We start from the raw sequence: 17,143 nt of genomic DNA on the forward strand, positions 1-17,143 counted from the left end.
ATTATAAATAATGCCTCAATTCCCCACCGAACCTCAGTTCCCTGATAAGCTCAAATATACCGTCAATAATATGCTCTGTCATGGTTACTAAAACGTCTTTCCTATTTTCAAAACGTACAGCTATTGCCTTTATATCTTCAGACGATATCCCTTTGCTTCTACGATGGCCAACGCCCCTTTTCCCACAAAAGAATTGAATGGATTGGATATCAATCTCGGGGCCAAGTATGTAGCAAATGTCCAGGGCAAGGCCAAAATCGCGCCTCCTGTGCATCACTCCCATATGAGGGTCGAGGTCAGACGATAGTAATTTGCCTACAACCATTTCCACAAAGAGGGCGGAAACGGCATTACGAATGAGTTGAAATATTTCATGATACGGCGATGTCGCATTATCTATTACTTGCTGATATTCTTGTTCTTTGAGACCGACCGTGATATAGTGATCCGGCATCTGCCTTTTCAAAAGCCGTTTCAGGACGTCAATCTGGACCCTCTGGCGATATGCCTTCAGAAAGGTCATAAACCGCTGGGTAGTATAATCCGACTCAAGGAATACCTTTTGATCTTTATACTGTTCCGGCAGATACTGTTTATACGGCAGAGTTACCGCTATCTGGTTGCCCTTCCTGTCAAGGAATGTTACCGGAACATTATTTTGGGTAAAGAGGGTTATCAAACTGGTTTCCAGTTTAATATTCCCGGTAATGATCACCCGTTGAATCATCCTTGCAGGCACGCGCCTGCCGGACTTTCCCCCTTCCTTTACCACAAGGGAAGGGCCGTCTCTCATAACGTTGAGGGTCGTATTTTCATTCAGGTAAAGTGTTCTTTCCATCCATGATCCTCACTGAAATATCCCGTATCTTCCTGGCAATGTCTTTTCTCACCGGTTCAACCCATGCTTCGTAAACCGGATAAAACTCCTTCCTGGCATCTTTCTTTAAATAAACGCCGTCATTCTCCTGCACGAAATTTTTGGGGGTATATTTTCCATCTTTAAACATCTCCCACACGAATCGGTCTGCCATGGGTCGAAACGGTTCAATCAGGTCACAGGCAAGGGATTCACGCCCGTAATCAAAGCAATGATAAAAGCCAATCGTGGGATCAAGCCCTGCAACCTGTATCTCCCTCACTGCTTCATAATGAATCAGCGTATAGCAGAGTGACAGCATTGCATTTACCGGGTCTTTCGGTGGCCTTCTGGTCCGGGTTTTAAACCCAAGGGACTCCGGGAACAGTTCGGTAAATGCGGAGAAATATGCATTTGAAGCAGCGCCCTCATATCCTCTCAGACTCTCAAGGGACTCACATCCTGAGGTAATCCCCCTTAAAATATTCTCAAGAATACCAAAGACATTACAAAATGTCGCCTTCACATTGTCCCTACCCTTGATTTTTATAGCCTCTCCAAGAAATCTGCTTTGCTGCCCTATCTTTTCAATGATAATTTCTTTCGATACCGTTATAGCAAAATCATTGTCCAGGGACTTTTCGTATTGTTTGACCCTCAGCATGCCGTTATTATGGATGCGGCCGGTGAGGATGCCTCTGTATTGAAGCCCCCTGCCTGACAGGAATATAACGTTACAACCGTTGTCTGCAAGTTTGTGGAGTACACTTGTTTCTATCGTATTACTACCGGCTATTATTACCCGGTTGAGAGGCCTTATAGGAACGATGCCCTCCCTTTCCCCGTCCAGGTAAAAGGCGATTGATTCACCGTCGAGTTTTATATGATAACCCTTTCTGTCGATATATAAGGTGCCCATGGTATCGTTGTAATAATTCGAAATTTATGCCTTCCGGCAACTACACATGATAGCCGCATGACTTTAGCCTGCGTGGAACTTGTGATAAACTCTTTTATATATGCCCCAGAAGCGCACCCTAAAGGGATGCGGCTACCTGATTGAAATTCCTTGCAATATTTCATTATGCACGGACAAACAAAGTTTGTCCGTGCCACCCTGTTTCTTTTTCCCCTTGTCCACAGATTCTATAGTTTCATTAATATTATTTTTCACAACCATGATGTTCTGCCGGTTTTCTTTCAATACTGATGCATGTCTCATTGCGGTGTTTACCAATGGTGCGTTTTTTAAGATGACGTCCTCAACAAACGAATGCCATGAGGGTGGCACTGACAAACTCTGTTTGTCAGTGTTCCGCAATCCTTATCGTTGCGTGTATTCAAACATGCACGGACAAACGATCCCAGTTTAAAACATACTGGGACATGGTTTGCCTGCGCCACCCCGAAAATCGCTTACATAAAACGAAAATTCCTGTACAATTACGTATCATTTAACCGAAATAAAAAAACTCCGGGTCTTTTGGAGGCACTGCTGCACCAAGGGTATGAGACCTGCTTCTCCCGTCCAGGGAAAAGATATGAATCCGGTCTGTACTTTCATCAATAATACTTGATACGCCGACAATAACCTCTCTCAGCTCGCCCTGTGTAAGGAAACACTCAAATACAGACTTCTGGCCGCCCGTGCTGAAACCCTTCAGGAAATACCTTACCCGGTTAAGACGTTTGGATGTGCATATATCGTATGCCACAATATAAAGATCTCTTTGCATGGAAGTATTTTACTTTCATGAGAAGTAAAATACCAAAAAAGAAATATTTCAGAAACATTCCCTCCGTAACTGTCATTTCGACCCCTTCGCTTTTGTCATTTCGAGGAACGAAGTGACGAGAAATCTTTTGCTCAGGACAAGCTCCGGGAGAAATCCTTGTTCCGAGTGTACTGATGAATCCTAAGATTCCTCGCTCCGCTCGGAATGACAAGTGAGGTGGGGATTTCATCCTCCTTTGTGACCAAAGATCGTTGCTGTTTCATCATACGAGATTATGTATTTTCCCAGTCCAAAACTTGTTCCCTTTCCAACGTGGAGTATCTTTCCTGCCTCAATGAAAGGAGAAAAAGGCGAAATAGCGCCGGTATATACGATATTTCCTACGAACCCGCCGAGCTTCATCCTTGTATCCTGCCTTCGTGAGTACCGTTCCCAGTCATGCCATCTAAGGTTTGTTTCCTTTATACTTATTGTACGTGCCTTATCGATAAGCATGCGGTGATAGCCCTCATCTGCCGGACTTTTTTTACAGTGATAATGCCTGAGTAAAAACAGTCGTCTCAGGAGTTGTCTGATGAAGACATGAAATTCCAGGTCAATCGTCAGTTTACCGTCATACTTGAGACGGGTAGGAGTGAGAAATCTCAAGGTAATTTCTTCAGGGGCATCATGTACGGAGTCGGAAACATTTTCCTCCATTATGGCAAGGATAGACGGACGTAAGTCTATGTATTCTTCGCTGAAGGATTCGACTTTACGGGTTTTGGAACGGTAAATTGATTGCGTATCGCCCCGGGGGCTGACCGTATGCACCTTCTGAAGCTGGCAACTTCCCCTTCCCCTTCCAATGCCATTTTTCCCCAGCAGACCAAAGGTGTAAATAAAATAGGGCAGGTATTGTATCGCATCGCCAATGAGTATGAGACCCATGGAAAATGTCTGTCCTGCGAGATACCGTTGTTTCTCTTCCTCAGGTGGTTCTATAATAAATGGATGGGGTATGGCATTTACCTTACCAAGGATGTTGGCTTCATCAGGAGAGTAAGATTCAAAGATATATGCATAGACACATCTTTGTTTGAGCAGGCAGTCACGGCAATCCCCTTTCTTCAGGGCGCAGACAACCTTTTTGAACTGTGTGCCGAATGCCCCTCTGAAGGTTGACCCTTTGTATGAAGGAAGATATATTTCCTCTTCCGCCTCAAAAATAAAGGTAAAGCGTTTATAGGGTATCTTCATGGTTTATTAATTATTGATAACTTTTTGTCTAATCACTCGTTGCGGGTTCAATTTTGTAAATTGAACCCCAACATTTTTTCTCAAGCTTAACATCAGAATATTTAAAATAGATGGGAGCAGGTTACAAACCTGCTCCCGCCTTAGCTAAATAATTATAAATTTACGTAACTTTCATTGAATTACCTATGCTTTTTAAATCATTGGGAAACTGTATTAATTCAATTCTTTTCTTTTTGTCCGTTTTATATAAACTATCTATCAGTTGTCGGAGCAGTTCGATGATTGCGGGGGAGATGTTGTTGTAGACATCACAAGCAATTGCTTTAAGTCCATGAGCAAAAAGACTCTCATTCCTGTATTTGAGAAAGTCTTTTATCCTGTTTTTACATTTCTGGTGCCACGGATGAATAACAGGGTCGTTTAATTCTGACAGCAGTTCATAGCCCTGCATGAGACCTATTTGTATTTTATTTTCTTCATTTCGGTGTTTTTCCAATTTTGTTTTAAATTCTTCCCTTAATGTAGATAGCTGTCCCAGTGCTATATTTCCTGTATCCTGATTGTATTGGGCTTTAAGCCGTATTTGAGCCACAAGTTCCAATGACCGATATATCCGCCCAATTGCATCTTCATAACGACCCTGATTTGCCCTGCGCTCGGCATTAAAAAGAATATCTTCTGCAATAATATAACTTAAGACATTATTCTCAACATCGGTTTTTATCTTTTCAAGAGGAATTACATAGTCCACGAAATATTTTCTGTAGGGATTCAAGTATTGATACGCCGAGACGTGATCAAAGCGATCCCAAGCATCAAAGCCTTTGCATATGTTCAAATATGTTTGAATTTCCTGATTCTTCTCGTTGCTCAGGGAAAGTTTAATTGATGACTCCAGCAGGTTTATAGCGCCCGAAAAGTCAAATCTGGCGAGTAAAGATTCCGCCAACGCAAGATTTTTATTTGCCAGTGTGTCGTAAACTGCAATTGGTCTGATGTATTCGGTTTTGTCCGTCACTTTATCGAGATTTGCCCTCGTTCCGGCAACGAGAACAAATTCACAGGTACCGTCATCCAGAGCGGCAGAGGCAAGTCCGGCAGTCATGCTCTTTGTGCCGCCGGTATAATCGATAACTATTTTATCAGGATTAAGTCTCAACCGTATTTCCGTTACTTTCTTTTTGCTTATCTGATAGCAGTCATTGAGATTATCAAAATCTTTTATCTTTACGCATTCCCACGAGCCATCTTTTAAATTACACTGCGAAGGAATCCCCGGAAGAAAAGATTTTTTTGAGGGGTCGGTTTTATCCCTCACTTCTACTCTTTCGGTAATTTGAATATAAGACCCTTTTGTTGTTGGGAGGTCATCGGAACAGAGAAATACAATATAATCAGGTTTGTTATCACGTATCGATTTAACTACAGGTTCATGCGAACCGCCAACGGTAAGAATTAAGACCTTTTTCATCACGTAATCGTTCGCCCTATTCTATGAACTGCGCAAAACGTTGAACCCATAACAAGTGGGTGGCACGGACAAACTTTGTTTGTCCGTGTTTCGCTATTCCATTTTCAATAGCGAATGGTTTTTCAGTGTTGTTTTGAGTTCCTGATTTAGTAGATAACTATTTACAAGTTTTCCAGAAAGCACGGATAAACCAGCTTATCCGTGCCACTCTTTTTCACTACTCAAAGATTTATTTCATCAACAGCTAAAACAACCTCTCTTTCTTCTATATACCAACCCGCACCTGACCACTTCCATTCTTGTGGATTAAGGACAAGTCCTCTACGCACTGGATTTCTGTGCATATAGTGAATTTTTTCAAAGAGTTCACCTTTGCTTGTGATATTTCGATCGTGGCCAGTACGGTTTGGCAAAATCTAAAAACCTCTCTCGACCTGAGTTTAACAGTTAATTTATATATTTAATCTGGGAAATACTATTACGTCTTCTGCCCTGAATATGTTGAGATCCAGGATAAATTCCTTGAATTTCAGGTAGGTATTTTCACCTGCACAGTCAAATCCATGGACAAGATACGAATTGTTTCTCTGTGATTGAATCTGGCGGAATTGCGGTAACCGTTTATGAAATTCCTTACCCAGGTCATCCCCCAGCACTTCGAGTAATTCAAATGCGGTGCTTTGTGGTATCTTTATCTTTCCATCTTTTTTGTCTTTGTATTTACTAATAAATGCATCCCTCACCTGCTGCGGTATTTTTTCCTCACTCACATTACTTGTATCTACCCCATGTTTGTCCAGTAACCTTTCCTGGGCGAGCATTTCAACGACCCTGTAGAGCCGCACTATGGCGTCATCTATTTTTCCCTCGTCAAAGCGTCGTTCTGCGTTTGAGAATATATCCAGGATAAACAACCTGTCAGGCTGTCTTCGTTGTTGAGAAAGTAGTTCCAGCTGTGGTTTTAGCTGAAGGGTGGCCTTTGCAAACAATCGTATTCTTTCGTCTTCTGTTTCCAAGAGTTCCTCTATCCGTGCCCTTTCAAATTTCCCCTTTGCGTCGCCGTGTCTGAACAGGTCCCAGTTGTAGTAACCATCAATAAGAAAGCTCAATTTTTTAAATACCGTTTTGTATCTGGTGCTCTTTTCCAATGCTTCATCGGCCAACTCCTTCGCCGCCTTGAACTGGTTGGTATTAAACAAGAAGGATATCTTCTTCCGTTCATCTATGGCAAGAAAGTCCCAGGGGTTAACGCTCTTGCAGACCTTTTCCTTACCATTGATGACGATCCCCACACCACCCTTTGTTCTTTCTGCCCCTCCTACATACGAAAAGCTAAATCCGTGTGTAATGGCAGAAAGGGAGAGGGCGACGGACATATTCTTAGTCCCGCCGGTATAGTCCACAATAACCTCATCGCTGCGGTAGCCCTTTGACAACACACGTTTAACAGCCTCTTCCGCCTTGCCGAAGCAGTGGTAGAGGTCGTTGACATCATCAGCGAGGGTTGTTTCGTTTTTTATGCTGTGCCCTGCTTCCTGTATCCCTTTTTTAATCTCCGGTACATAGTCGCAGGTATCCTGAGAGGCGAGGAAGGACACAAATTCCGGCCGGTATTCTGTAATGGATTTTATAATCGGCGCTGTCGTCCCGCCCACAGAAATTATCATAGCCCTGACCATTTTATTATCTCCAACGTATTCTATAGTAATATTACTTATTCAAGAATGCATGGACAAACAAAGTTTGTCCATGCCACCCTTCCAGTCAATGAAGAGATTTTCTCCCTATCCACATACTTTTCTACTTCTTCCACCTTTTTGGGTGGCACTGACAAACTCTGTTTGTCAGTGTTTTATCATCCGTATTAATGCACGTATTCGAATAAGCACGGACAAACAAAGTTTGTCCGTGCCACCCTTTTTTGCTATTTATTCATAGATTCATTTTATCAACTGCTAAAACAACCTCTCTTTCTCCTGCATACCAACCTGCACTTGACCACTTCCATTCCTGTGGATTAAGGACAAGTCCTCTGCGTACCGGATTCCTGTGCATATAGTTGATCTTTTCCAGGAGTTCGTCTTTGCTTGTGATATTTCGGTCGTAGCCAGGACCGGCTTGCCAGAATCTAAAAACCTCCCTTGATCCGAGTTTAACAGTTAATTTATCCAGCCAAGTACGATCATTTTTCTCCAAATAATGTTTCGCCCTTCTCGCTACTGACTGTTTAATAGCTTTTAAAAACAGAGAAATGTTGTAATTCTCAACCAACGGATAAACCAAGAGGTGAGCATGTTCTGGCATGATTACGTATGCCCACAGGGCATATTGATATTTCTCTTTAGCCATGATAATTGATTCAATAAGCCAATTTCTCGTTCTATCTTTACTCAACAATGGAAGACCCTGATAGCAGGAAAACGTTAAAAAATGCGCATGGCATGGAACATTATAATGACGAATGGTTTTTCTGTGTTGCTGGGTTGTATTGTAATTTGGTTGTATAGGATTTTTCATTTTTTTATGCGTTCAACAGGGTGGCACTGACAAACTCTGTTTGTCAGTGTTGCACATTCCATATCAATGTGTGTATTCAAACATGCATGGACAAACGATCCCCGTTCAAGGCGTACGGTGACATGGTTTGTCCATGCCACCCAATTTAATTATCTAAAAGTATAGAGATTTAATTCAATTTCCTTCCTGATAACATCAAAGTGTTTATCAAGGGTAAGGAGTTTTACCTTATTTGAGCTCGCCATTACTGAAATGTAACAGTCTGCAAGCCCGACTATTTCCTCTTTCAGGCGCAACGAGAAAGACAATTCACCTGCTTTTTCCCATAGTTCGGTGGAATCAGGGAGAAAGTCAAATACGTGTAAGAATTCCTTTAACACATCGAGTTCCTTCTGTGACTTTGCGCCCTGTATTAACTCGGCAAGCACAATACCAGTACAGCAAATGCGACTGCTGTCTATCAATTCCAGAACGATTTTATGGTAAGGGACTTTCTTCCTGAAAAACTCAATCCACGCAGAGGTGTCAACGAGGATCTTATCCGAGCCTTTCATCTTCGTGCCTGAGCTTATCTGCGGACTTTATAAATTCCATCTTGCCTGCCATAGATTTTATTCGTTCCATTTTTTTTAGCCGTATTTCGTCTTTAATAGCCTTTATTACAGCCTCCGTCTTGCTTTTTGCCTCAATGGTCGACATTAATTCATCTATCAAGGAATTGGGTAATGTTATGGTTGTTCTAGACATATATATTCTCCACAATAGTATGCTTATAACTAGCATAAATATTTTACAAATATTCATGCCAACTTACAAGTGGTATTTATGCTGATTCGTTTTTATAATTAACGCCAAAGGCATAGAAATTTTAAACTTGCAAGGGTGGCACGGACAAACCATGTCCCAGGATGTCTTGAACTGGGATCGTTTGTCCGTGCAGAATTCATTCCTTGTCGTTTTCGAATCCATTAATGATTTTTTAAGTGCTTTAGTTCGTTTTCCAGCTTCATAAAGTTTCAGGATATAATCTCCATTACTGCCCAGCCGAAAGGGACAAGTCCGTTATTTGAGGCGGGATTACCTGATTCAGAGGCAAGCCAGGTAGTAGTTGCATGATCTAGGAATTTTGGAGGCTTGTCTTTTCCTTCCATGATTTTTTAATGTACCTGTTTCCTTGCCCACTGTTTATACACAGCGTCATTAATCAGATACGAATATGTCATTCCCGCGGAAGCGGGAATCCAGAAAAGCACTGGATTCAGGGTCAAGCCCGGAATGACAGACAGTTGTAAACTTATGTCGCTATGTATAGCTTCCTCAACAACCTCATGTTTGAGCCTTCGCCTTTTAATAACTTTTCTAGTTTTTGCAGATATTTCCTCAAAATTGAGTTTCTTTTTTATTTTGTTAATTTTCTATTATCAATTTTACCCATCCCAAAGTATCCTGCTCGTTATTTGATAAGTTTACAATACGCCGTGTCTTTAGGAAATTACCGCTGTAGCTTGTGTTTTTCGTGGCATGACAAAAGACATTATTATAAAGGTCTTTATCTTTATCTTTAACAAGCAACCCTATCGTGAGACTAAGATATCCTTCGTTTTTGCCTATTCGGATAATGGGACTCGTTGGGATGTTTTGTTGCATTATATATTGAAGTATTGAAACTATTTTTGGTTTATTGAGTTTTGAAAAATAGCCTATTTCTTCATAAAGAAGCCTATCTGTAAACTCATAACAACACTGTAATAGATTTTTTATGTCTGAAACCACCCATTTTTGTTCATGGGTAAAACCAAGTTTATCAAGTATTGTCTTATTATTCTCTAATTTAAAACCCTGGCAGGTAAAGACCGTATCTTTTTTGCAAAGTTCCTGAAAAAGGGGGAAACCTCTGCTTATCCCCGTTACCTCAAAGTTTGAGACAAATAAACAATTAATGGATGCTATTAACTCTGTATCTCCTATATGGAGTAATTTAAGAAGGTCGTATTTTGCATCATTTTTGTCAATGACTCTAAAAAGTTTATTTTGTAAGGTATCTTCTATTTTCCCCATTTCGTTAGTAAGTTTCTTTTTTACATCATTAACCCATCTTCCTTTTTGTCCTGATATTTGTTGTAACTCTTTTCTATAGTTATTCCCGAAATTTTCTAACTCTTTTTTTAAAATATCTCCAATGACCTTCATCTTGTAAGAGATGATAAGCTACAGCAGTTCTTATCCCACCTTTTATCTCCGTACCAGGAATGTATGACTTATTGTTTTGCTTGGTAAAACAGTCAATATCTACATTGCTAAAAATTTTCGTTTCTGCTTTGACAGAATAGAGGAAATTATTATTGAACTTGTTTTTTGTAGTCGTATCTCTTATAGAATTTTCGATAAATTCTTTTAAACTTAACTTTTTTTGTGCATCTCTAAGGGTTTGGTTTATTTTTCTCTTTTCCTCTTCGTCTCTTTCTTTTCTTTTTTGCGTTTCTAATCGTTCTATTTCTCCAATGTTCTGTTCAAGCCACAACATAAATCTTTGTTTTTGTTGAGTTGTAAGATTTTCCATAATCTTATTTGAATCATATAACAAAACATTTTCTCTATTTGCTATATATGCCAATCCATTATATTTTTCACCATTCCCAATATGAACCGGTGATAAAGTTTTAATTTGAAGTCTCATTTTGAACCTCCAATATTGCCAAACACAGGAAAAGCGAATCCATACTGCCTTATTTTTTGACCACCTATTTCTTTGACTACAGGACATTGACCATAGAATGGTTTTCTTTCTTTAGCCTCAAAACAAGAACCTTCTTTCAGATATATAACCTTTGATTTCCAGATATCCTCACCCTTAAATTCTGCCTCAGAGTCTACTTTAGAACGATACGGAAATATTGCATAAAACATGGATTTACTCTCTGGGTTTATTTCAGCAATATCAGGAATATATCGGGAAAGGGTGATAAAATTACAAGCAGTATCATTTCCTACGGAAATTGTATTTAATGTCTCTATCTTAAATCTTCCCTTCCCTACTGAACGATTGCCGCCTATACCCTTGTCTTCCAGGTAGCGAAAGATTGGCTTAAAAGATTCAATATTATCCGTCTTTATCAGGAAATGCAGTTTAAATGCAGGACTTGCAAAGTATTCCTCCTGATAAAAGGTCTGCCCCTCCTCGCCAGTAGACATGGTAAGCCGATCAATAGCATTTTTTTGTACCAATTCACTTTTCAGTAAAGGTTCTTTCTCTACAAAATTGAACCCTTCTAATTCCTTTTTGCTCATTAATAGCTTCCCTTTGAGTTTCACTTCGTCATTAAGATATTCCTGAAATAATATCTTTTCTGATACGTTATTCAAAAATCTGCTAAATAGGGCAAATGAAAAGTATTCAGATTTTTTAAATTTCTTATACTTAGTGATAATTTCAACCTTTTCTTTTTTTATCTTTGCCATTTCATAAATATCAGATGCAGAAAGGCCAGGCGATGTAGGTTTCGGGAAAAAGAAAATGTCGTTATTACATTCAATATAAGGGAAAGAAGAAGAAAGTATAAATTCCGGCTTTTCCTGATAGTTTTCTAAAATTGTTGCAAGTTTGGTTTCGTTATATATCCTCTTTATCCCCCAGCAAATGGCACCGAACAGGGTATCAGATGAAGGAAATCCTGAAAAAGGTGACACTGGACTAAGTTTTATTTGATAGTTTTTCATCTTTACCCTCTATTGTTTTTAATAAACTATCAAAACTTTTATAAATATCTCTGGCATTTTTACAATTATCGTTCACTGGTACTACTAATTCATCCACACCTTTAGTATAGTAAGCCAGGCTTCGTTTCATAATCTTAATATTTTCAAATACCACCTTACCAGAACCTCTGCTTCCACTCCCACCAAGTGCACTGTCCTCAAGGAGCATCATACCTTCAAAGACCTTTTTCAGTTTTTGAATGTCGTCATTCTTGTAAAGGTCAAAGAGCATCTCAACTTCAAAAACAGAATCGGCAGGCACCCTTTCCATTGACCGCGGCATTGCTTCCGACGTTAGCCTGTCTATTACATTTTCACTCTTTACTTCTGTATAGATTTTTTCGCCAAGGTATGTTTTCCATGTTTCAATTGTTCCTTTCCTCTGCTCTTCTGGCAAAATCTTCCCATTATCTTCACACAGCCCTTTTGGAAAACTGTCACGTATTGTAAGACGTGTAGGTTCTTTAACTGACGTTGCAGCAGAACAGCCATATATAAAACAAATGTCACAATTTCCACATTCGCATAGTTTGCCTTTCCACTTTCCATTTTCTTGTTTAAAATTTACTTTATTATTAGCCCACTCTAACAAACTTCTCATTTTCCCTTTTAAAGAAGAACCAGGAATATACGGATACCCTGTAATCGGGTCTTTGATTACCGGATTATCCATACCACCAATTTCAAAACCTTCGTCAGTACCTCCAATATGAAGTCCTGTAAGACAACGTAAATCTGCTTTAATAATATATTTCCCTGAAAATTCGTAATTGCTCTTTTCTTCAGTCATTTTCTAATCCCCCTTTTCCATTTTATGATAGGCAAGTACCGCAGAGAGAAAGTCCACAAAACAATTAAAATCCTTAACTGTTGGTATTTTTTCAGGATTGAGACATGTCTTCATCAAGTCATAAAAGTTTTTACTGATGAGATTTCTCCCTAGCGCATAAGCAAGTTCAGGCATTAAGAGATAGAGTTCAGCTTTTTCTACTTTAAAGTCATTTTTTTTGCCTTTATAGTTTGCCTGTATCTGTTTAATATGACCAAAAAATTTTCGCAATTGTGTAACTTTCATTTTTTCTCGTACGTCTTTTGCTATTATATGTGCAGCGCCATTCTCTTTTGCGTAAAATTCAGGGTCAATAGTCGAAAATGTTTTAAGAGTCTGAATATTTTGCTTCACGTTATCAATAGTTATTTCTGGCATTTTTTACTCCCCCTTTCTTAATTTCAGTAAGGCATAACTTGTCGGTATTTGAATATGTTTAAAATAACAATTTTTATCTGTAATAAGTGTTTCTTTTAATTTATTTCTTAGTTCATCGTCTTTAACATTCCTTGCCAACTGATAAATAATGGCAGGGATAAAATTGGGGTCTTGTCCACTTTTGTATTGTTTGTGTTTTCTTAACAATTCATGAACAAAACCCCTGGGCAGCTTTTTCCTGGAATTCTCACTGTTAATGTAACTGTGTAAATCCTCGCCAAAATCGAGCAACTCTTTTACACATACTCCACCATTAACAATCCATTCTACCGTATCCCCAAAGAGAGTTATTCGTTTTCTGCCATTATCTTTAGAAGTATTCAATTGTTCGCCAGCAGCCTTTGCCGCAAGGCTTATTGGATATTTGGGTTTGCAGAGGAATATCCCGGCAGAAATGTTTATATCGGGATTATGGCAGGTATAAGCCTTGAATTCATCCTGTATTTTTAGTGCAAGTTTTGGCATTTCACTCCATGGACCAATTATCAGGAGGTCGTCACCGCCTGAATAAACAGTATAAAAAATCTGTGTTACCTTGTCTCTATGCTCCCATTTTGATTCACTTCTCCATTGTTCAAAGATTTCATTACATATCTTATTCAGATAACCACCAAAAAACATGTCCATCGAACGGCTTAACGCAGCTATCCTTGATATGGACTTTCTTTTGGAATGTTGTTCTTCCTCAAGTCCAAGAGTAAAGATAAGCCCAAGGTGGTCAACGTCCATCTTTAGTATTCCAAGTCGTTTATCTCCAATACTTGTATCGGCTATAATTTCAAAACTCAAGACATTGCCTTTTTTTACTTGTTTATCTTCGTCGGTCGGGTCGTTGCCGATTGAAAAATCTGCATTTGCCAAAGGTGCCGTGTTTCCTATGAAACGAAAACCAGTTTGAAGCTTATCAAGTTTATTTATCTTTTCGATAGCCAAAATCTTTTTCGATTTTAGCAAATTTTCGGTTATCAGCTTGTCGTTTTCCAGCAAGTAAACTGTACCAAACTCACCAAAAGGAACGGGTAAACCATCTATATTTTCCAAATCCTTGTTCCTAAAAATCAGATACGAAGTATTTGGAAGCTTGTTGCCTATATTTTTGTGTAAATTGCAAAGTTCACATGGCTCATCATTTGTTACTGTACTGATACCACAAGCCTTACAGACCTTAATTACGTTCCTGTCGGAAGTTTCTTCAATCCAGAAGGTAGCGTCTGTAAAAGAAGACAAAAATTTCTTCTTTTTGGCAATCGTCAATTTATCATTTAACTTCAACAATAAATCGCCGTAGCCTTTTAATGTGTCTTGATTTGCTTCAACACTTTCAAGCACCAATCCCAGTTCACCACCATACATTTTGAAGAGCCATTTATTGACATCGGTCTGAACACTTTTTAATATTTGTTTTGATTCTCCAGTATTGGGAAGGAGCAATTCAAACCTTCCACCTCCACTGTACAGGATATTTGTGCTAAATAAACTAACCTGTTCTATGATATGCCTTGCAATTACATCCTGAAGCAAAAGTAAATAAAACGACCGTCCTCTCAGCATCTTTGAAATACCTTTAACTCCCTGTGCCTTTGTAATCCGGTAAATAAAGTTCTGAATGCCTGATATATCGCCTCCAACAATGAGAAATTTATTATCAGAAGATTTATCCATTTTTTCGCAGTGATAAAGGCACCCGGTAATGGCGGCAGTAGTTTTAGCATGGTCAAAAAGTGAAATATCGGGTTCATCCTTGTATGTAGCGCTAGGAATACACCAGGTATATTTTTGGAGGATGGAATAAAGAATATTTAGATAAGAAGAAATGCTATATGTTGGAATACTTTTAACTTCTTTTTCAAAACTTTCCCATAAATTTTTATATTCGTCTTTCAAACTTTGCCTGGGAAGTTTATCATTTGGAAATAACTTGCTTTTTTCAAGAGACAGCGTTTCTAGACGGTAGGCAAAATCATTTGTATTTTTAGTATTATTACCCAAAGATATTTGTTCAAAAACTGATAAAAGCCGTTCTTTGTCAGGATCGCCAGTCTTTTCTTCATCATCAAGACTTATTCTATCCATACCAGCAGACAAGGCATCTGCAAGGGTAATTATGTCTGCATGATCATGATGTGTATTTATTGCGGAAGCTATTTTTTCTTTTTCTTCCTCTCCCAATAAAATCCGTATCTTTTCTGCAAAAAGATTTTGAAAACATTCCAAACCTAAAGAAGCGTGATTCCTTGATTTCCGTGCTTTTTCGTCCAGTCCTCTTTGATAAAATTTTCCTATATCATGCAACAATGCCGCAAGCACAACCGTCTGATATTCCCTTTTCTGTTTTTCGTCCATAGTGTTCTCCATTATTTATTCATTTCCAGGCAAAAGTTCAGTAGACAGCGAAGGCACAAAGATAGCAAGGATTAGATTATGCACGGACAAACGATCCCCGTTCAAGGCATACGGGGATATGGTTTGTCCGTGCCACCCTGTTATCAATTTAAAATTCACATTTTATGCGTCCTCTGCGGCTAATCACTTCTATATTTTTACCACAATCCGTTAAAGACACAAAATAAGAAACATTTCAGGAATATTCCTACTGTTTTATTTTAACAGTTCAGCCCCACCGCGGAGAACGCTAAGGTCGCAGAGAGTATGATAGAGGGTAAACGAAAAAAGTATACAAATTCCATCTCTTCCCTTTATTTCAGCGTTCTTTGCACCCTCTGCGGTGAACTATTCCGTTTTATCCTATCACCATTTTCCCCTTCTCCAGCCTTAATCCATACTGCGTACTCCCATAGGCACCGATAGACGTTATCGTATAAAAGGGGACATGTGTTTTGTCCCGAATACCATCTTCGATTTTCCTTCTTACCTTACTGATAACCTGCCGTAGTATTTTTGAAGAGATTCCGCCCCGTTTCCCATACTTTTCATAAAGCTCCCCACCCTTCAAAGAATCCTTCCCAAAGATCCTTTCATAACATGCAATAAAGGCATTCAATCCTTCCCTTCCCGTCAAATACCCAACTGAGGTATAACAATCAGTGCATTCGAGACAATATTTTCTTTCGGGATGCGGGCAGTGGCTAAGCTTTCGCTCCATGAGTATTATGTAAAGGGATAGCTCCATTGGTGTGAAATCAATAGTCCGGTCACCGATTTCAAGCGACCTGTCGCTCAGATTTACCCTGAGAGGTTCCTGCATCAGCGCCGTATCTATCCCTTCCTGTCCCTGGCGGACAAGTTCTCTAAAGTTATTACTGCCCAGTCGTAATTTTTCCTTCAGGCGGATAAACGGCAGCTCTGCCAACTGAACACCAGCCATATCGGTGCTTATTTTTTTCTCCTTTCCATCAGGCATCCTGCATAGTATCAGTTTCGGCTTTCTGGGAGGATAGAAGAAGTCGGGATTACTTTCAAATTCCGGACTTACCAGGACATGATACAGTTTATCCCACGGCCTGCCAAAGAGCTGCAAGGCGCCGCCAAGATAGAACCCCATGGTCTTGCGGCCCCCGGCAATAGAACAATGAAGCCGTATTGTTACGTCACGAGCCTTTTCTCTGATAAATCCCGTTATGATATCCCCGGCTGCCTCGTTCTCTTCGTTATCTCTTATATCCTGCAATGGGACGTCATGGGAATTCTTTATCACGATAAGGCAATCTTCGGTAAAGGAGATTCCGGGAAGTCTATATTCCTCTATGAGTCGCTTGAGCATGCCTTGCCTGATGAGCGTATCGGCAATCAGTTGTTTGCCATGCGAGGTGGTAATGATATAGAGTTCTTTAACAAATACAGGTGGGATATTTTTTGATAGCGCGTAAATTGTCTCGGTAACAATCTGAGGGGTAGCGCCTGCTACGCAGATAAGGATGTCTTTCATCTTTTACCGTAAGAAACTGTCTGAGAAGAGGTTTTTACAAAATACCGTAAGCAGGTATTAGCAGGTGGCTTGACTTTGACGGTTTATGTAACCACGGTAATCGTAAAACATCTGCTTTGGCGCGGGTATCGTAACAACTTCGCATATTCTAGTCAACAAATATCTCATGGGAAAAGATTATTGCTCTTAGGCGCTTAGCGCCTAAACATCGACAATTTATTGTCGATTAATATAGCTAGCTCGTTGAGATGATATGATTTATACATTTTTGTTGATTTTGTAAGGTTAATTTAATTCAAAAAATACAAAGAATATTATCGATAAGATATACTCTAAAATGCTCAGAAAATGTGAATTTTAATTAATAACAGGGTGGCACGGACAAACTTTGTTTGTCCGTGTTGAACTTGCACGA

General features: G+C 39.5%; 18 protein-coding genes. All 18 read right to left on the minus strand.

The window, feature by feature from the left end; all coding sequences use genetic code 11:
- Position 1: 1 nt before the first annotated feature.
- Positions 2-838, minus strand: coding sequence for a CRISPR-associated endonuclease Cas1 (locus BROSI_RS02615; RefSeq protein ID WP_052562114.1), 837 nt, complete (start codon positions 836-838; stop codon positions 2-4).
- Positions 813-1,775, minus strand: coding sequence for a CRISPR-associated endonuclease Cas1 (gene cas1, locus BROSI_RS02620; RefSeq protein WP_052562115.1), 963 nt, complete (start codon positions 1,773-1,775; stop codon positions 813-815). Before cas1 ends, BROSI_RS02615 begins: the two co-directional genes overlap by 26 nt.
- 132 nt (positions 1,776-1,907) lie before the next feature.
- Positions 1,908-2,147 carry a hypothetical protein gene (locus BROSI_RS02625; RefSeq protein ID WP_052562117.1) on the minus strand — a complete coding sequence of 80 codons (240 nt, stop codon included), beginning with the start codon at positions 2,145-2,147 and terminating at the stop codon, positions 1,908-1,910.
- 163 nt (positions 2,148-2,310) lie between these two features.
- Entirely contained in the window at positions 2,311-2,571 is a 261-nt protein-coding gene (gene cas2 / locus BROSI_RS02630; RefSeq protein ID WP_230400625.1) for a CRISPR-associated endonuclease Cas2, read from the minus strand.
- A gap of 246 nt (positions 2,572-2,817) precedes the next feature.
- Positions 2,818-3,831, minus strand: a complete 1,014-nt coding sequence (gene cas6, locus BROSI_RS02635) for a CRISPR system precrRNA processing endoribonuclease RAMP protein Cas6 (RefSeq protein ID WP_052562123.1) — start codon at positions 3,829-3,831, stop codon at positions 2,818-2,820.
- 160 nt (positions 3,832-3,991) lie between these two features.
- Positions 3,992-5,302 (minus strand): TIGR02710 family CRISPR-associated CARF protein, encoded by a 1,311-nt coding sequence (locus BROSI_RS02640; protein ID WP_052562125.1) that lies wholly within the window; start codon positions 5,300-5,302, stop codon positions 3,992-3,994.
- Positions 5,303-5,523: 221 nt separating this feature from the next.
- Entirely contained in the window at positions 5,524-5,715 is a 192-nt protein-coding gene (locus BROSI_RS02645) for a hypothetical protein (protein WP_052562126.1), read from the minus strand.
- A gap of 39 nt (positions 5,716-5,754) precedes the next feature.
- Positions 5,755-6,981, minus strand: a complete 1,227-nt coding sequence (locus BROSI_RS02650; RefSeq protein ID WP_052562127.1) for a TIGR02710 family CRISPR-associated CARF protein — start codon at positions 6,979-6,981, stop codon at positions 5,755-5,757.
- A 253-nt stretch (positions 6,982-7,234) separates the two neighbouring features.
- Positions 7,235-7,819 (minus strand): REP-associated tyrosine transposase, encoded by a 585-nt coding sequence (locus tag BROSI_RS02655; RefSeq protein ID WP_052562129.1) that lies wholly within the window; start codon positions 7,817-7,819, stop codon positions 7,235-7,237.
- A 149-nt stretch (positions 7,820-7,968) separates the two neighbouring features.
- Entirely contained in the window at positions 7,969-8,373 is a 405-nt protein-coding gene (gene vapC / locus BROSI_RS02660; protein WP_052562132.1) for a type II toxin-antitoxin system VapC family toxin, read from the minus strand.
- A complete protein-coding gene (locus tag BROSI_RS02665; protein WP_052562135.1) occupies positions 8,357-8,566 on the minus strand; it encodes a hypothetical protein in 210 nt (69 codons plus the stop codon). Before BROSI_RS02665 ends, vapC begins: the two co-directional genes overlap by 17 nt.
- Positions 8,567-9,226: 660 nt before the next feature.
- Positions 9,227-10,009: a type III-A CRISPR-associated RAMP protein Csm5 gene (csm5, locus tag BROSI_RS20935; RefSeq protein WP_052562136.1), complete on the minus strand. Its 783-nt coding sequence runs from the start codon at positions 10,007-10,009 to the stop codon at positions 9,227-9,229.
- Complete coding sequence (gene csm5 / locus BROSI_RS20940; protein WP_052562137.1) at positions 9,957-10,496, minus strand: type III-A CRISPR-associated RAMP protein Csm5; 540 nt, start codon at positions 10,494-10,496, stop codon at positions 9,957-9,959. The genes csm5 (BROSI_RS20935) and csm5 (BROSI_RS20940) overlap by 53 nt, the downstream gene beginning before the upstream one ends.
- Positions 10,493-11,536: a type III-A CRISPR-associated RAMP protein Csm4 gene (gene csm4, locus BROSI_RS02680; RefSeq protein WP_052562138.1), complete on the minus strand. Its 1,044-nt coding sequence runs from the start codon at positions 11,534-11,536 to the stop codon at positions 10,493-10,495. The genes csm5 (BROSI_RS20940) and csm4 overlap by 4 nt, the downstream gene beginning before the upstream one ends.
- Positions 11,511-12,365, minus strand: coding sequence for a type III-A CRISPR-associated RAMP protein Csm3 (gene csm3 / locus BROSI_RS02685; RefSeq protein ID WP_052562139.1), 855 nt, complete (start codon positions 12,363-12,365; stop codon positions 11,511-11,513). Before csm3 ends, csm4 begins: the two co-directional genes overlap by 26 nt.
- Positions 12,366-12,368: 3 nt before the next feature.
- Positions 12,369-12,782, minus strand: a complete 414-nt coding sequence (gene csm2 / locus BROSI_RS02690) for a type III-A CRISPR-associated protein Csm2 (protein ID WP_052562141.1) — start codon at positions 12,780-12,782, stop codon at positions 12,369-12,371.
- Between the two features lie 3 nt (positions 12,783-12,785).
- The gene (cas10, locus tag BROSI_RS02695; protein WP_052562142.1) at positions 12,786-15,185 is read right to left on the minus strand and encodes a type III-A CRISPR-associated protein Cas10/Csm1; all 2,400 of its coding nucleotides are present in this window, start codon (positions 15,183-15,185) and stop codon (positions 12,786-12,788) included.
- 397 nt (positions 15,186-15,582) lie between these two features.
- Entirely contained in the window at positions 15,583-16,728 is a 1,146-nt protein-coding gene (gene csm6, locus BROSI_RS02700; protein WP_052562144.1) for a CRISPR-associated ring nuclease Csm6, read from the minus strand.
- Positions 16,729-17,143: the final 415 nt, after the last annotated feature.

This window comes from Candidatus Brocadia sinica JPN1 (assembly GCF_000949635.1).
GTDB lineage: Bacteria > Planctomycetota > Brocadiia > Brocadiales > Brocadiaceae > Brocadia > Brocadia sinica.

Excerpts from the sequence above, each read along its gene's own strand:
- csm5 (WP_052562136.1), bottom strand. The coding sequence starts at position 10,009 with ATGAAGGTCATTGGAGATATTTTAAAAAAAGAGTTAGAAAATTTCGGG.
- csm4 (WP_052562138.1), bottom strand. The coding sequence starts at position 11,536 with ATGAAAAACTATCAAATAAAACTTAGTCCAGTGTCACCTTTTTCAGGA.
- csm3 (WP_052562139.1), bottom strand. The coding sequence starts at position 12,365 with ATGACTGAAGAAAAGAGCAATTACGAATTTTCAGGGAAATATATTATT.
- csm2 (WP_052562141.1), bottom strand. The coding sequence starts at position 12,782 with ATGCCAGAAATAACTATTGATAACGTGAAGCAAAATATTCAGACTCTT.
- BROSI_RS02640 (WP_052562125.1), bottom strand. The coding sequence starts at position 5,302 with ATGAAAAAGGTCTTAATTCTTACCGTTGGCGGTTCGCATGAACCTGTA.
- cas6 (WP_052562123.1), bottom strand. The coding sequence starts at position 3,831 with ATGAAGATACCCTATAAACGCTTTACCTTTATTTTTGAGGCGGAAGAG.
- cas1 (WP_052562115.1), bottom strand. The coding sequence starts at position 1,775 with ATGGGCACCTTATATATCGACAGAAAGGGTTATCATATAAAACTCGAC.
- cas10 (WP_052562142.1), bottom strand. The coding sequence starts at position 15,185 with ATGGACGAAAAACAGAAAAGGGAATATCAGACGGTTGTGCTTGCGGCA.
- csm6 (WP_052562144.1), bottom strand. The coding sequence starts at position 16,728 with ATGAAAGACATCCTTATCTGCGTAGCAGGCGCTACCCCTCAGATTGTT.
- BROSI_RS02615 (WP_052562114.1), bottom strand. The coding sequence starts at position 838 with ATGGAAAGAACACTTTACCTGAATGAAAATACGACCCTCAACGTTATG.
- vapC (WP_052562132.1), bottom strand. The coding sequence starts at position 8,373 with ATGAAAGGCTCGGATAAGATCCTCGTTGACACCTCTGCGTGGATTGAG.
- csm5 (WP_052562137.1), bottom strand. The coding sequence starts at position 10,496 with ATGAGACTTCAAATTAAAACTTTATCACCGGTTCATATTGGGAATGGT.
- BROSI_RS02655 (WP_052562129.1), bottom strand. The coding sequence starts at position 7,819 with ATGAAAAATCCTATACAACCAAATTACAATACAACCCAGCAACACAGA.
- BROSI_RS02665 (WP_052562135.1), bottom strand. The coding sequence starts at position 8,566 with ATGTCTAGAACAACCATAACATTACCCAATTCCTTGATAGATGAATTA.
- BROSI_RS02650 (WP_052562127.1), bottom strand. The coding sequence starts at position 6,981 with ATGGTCAGGGCTATGATAATTTCTGTGGGCGGGACGACAGCGCCGATT.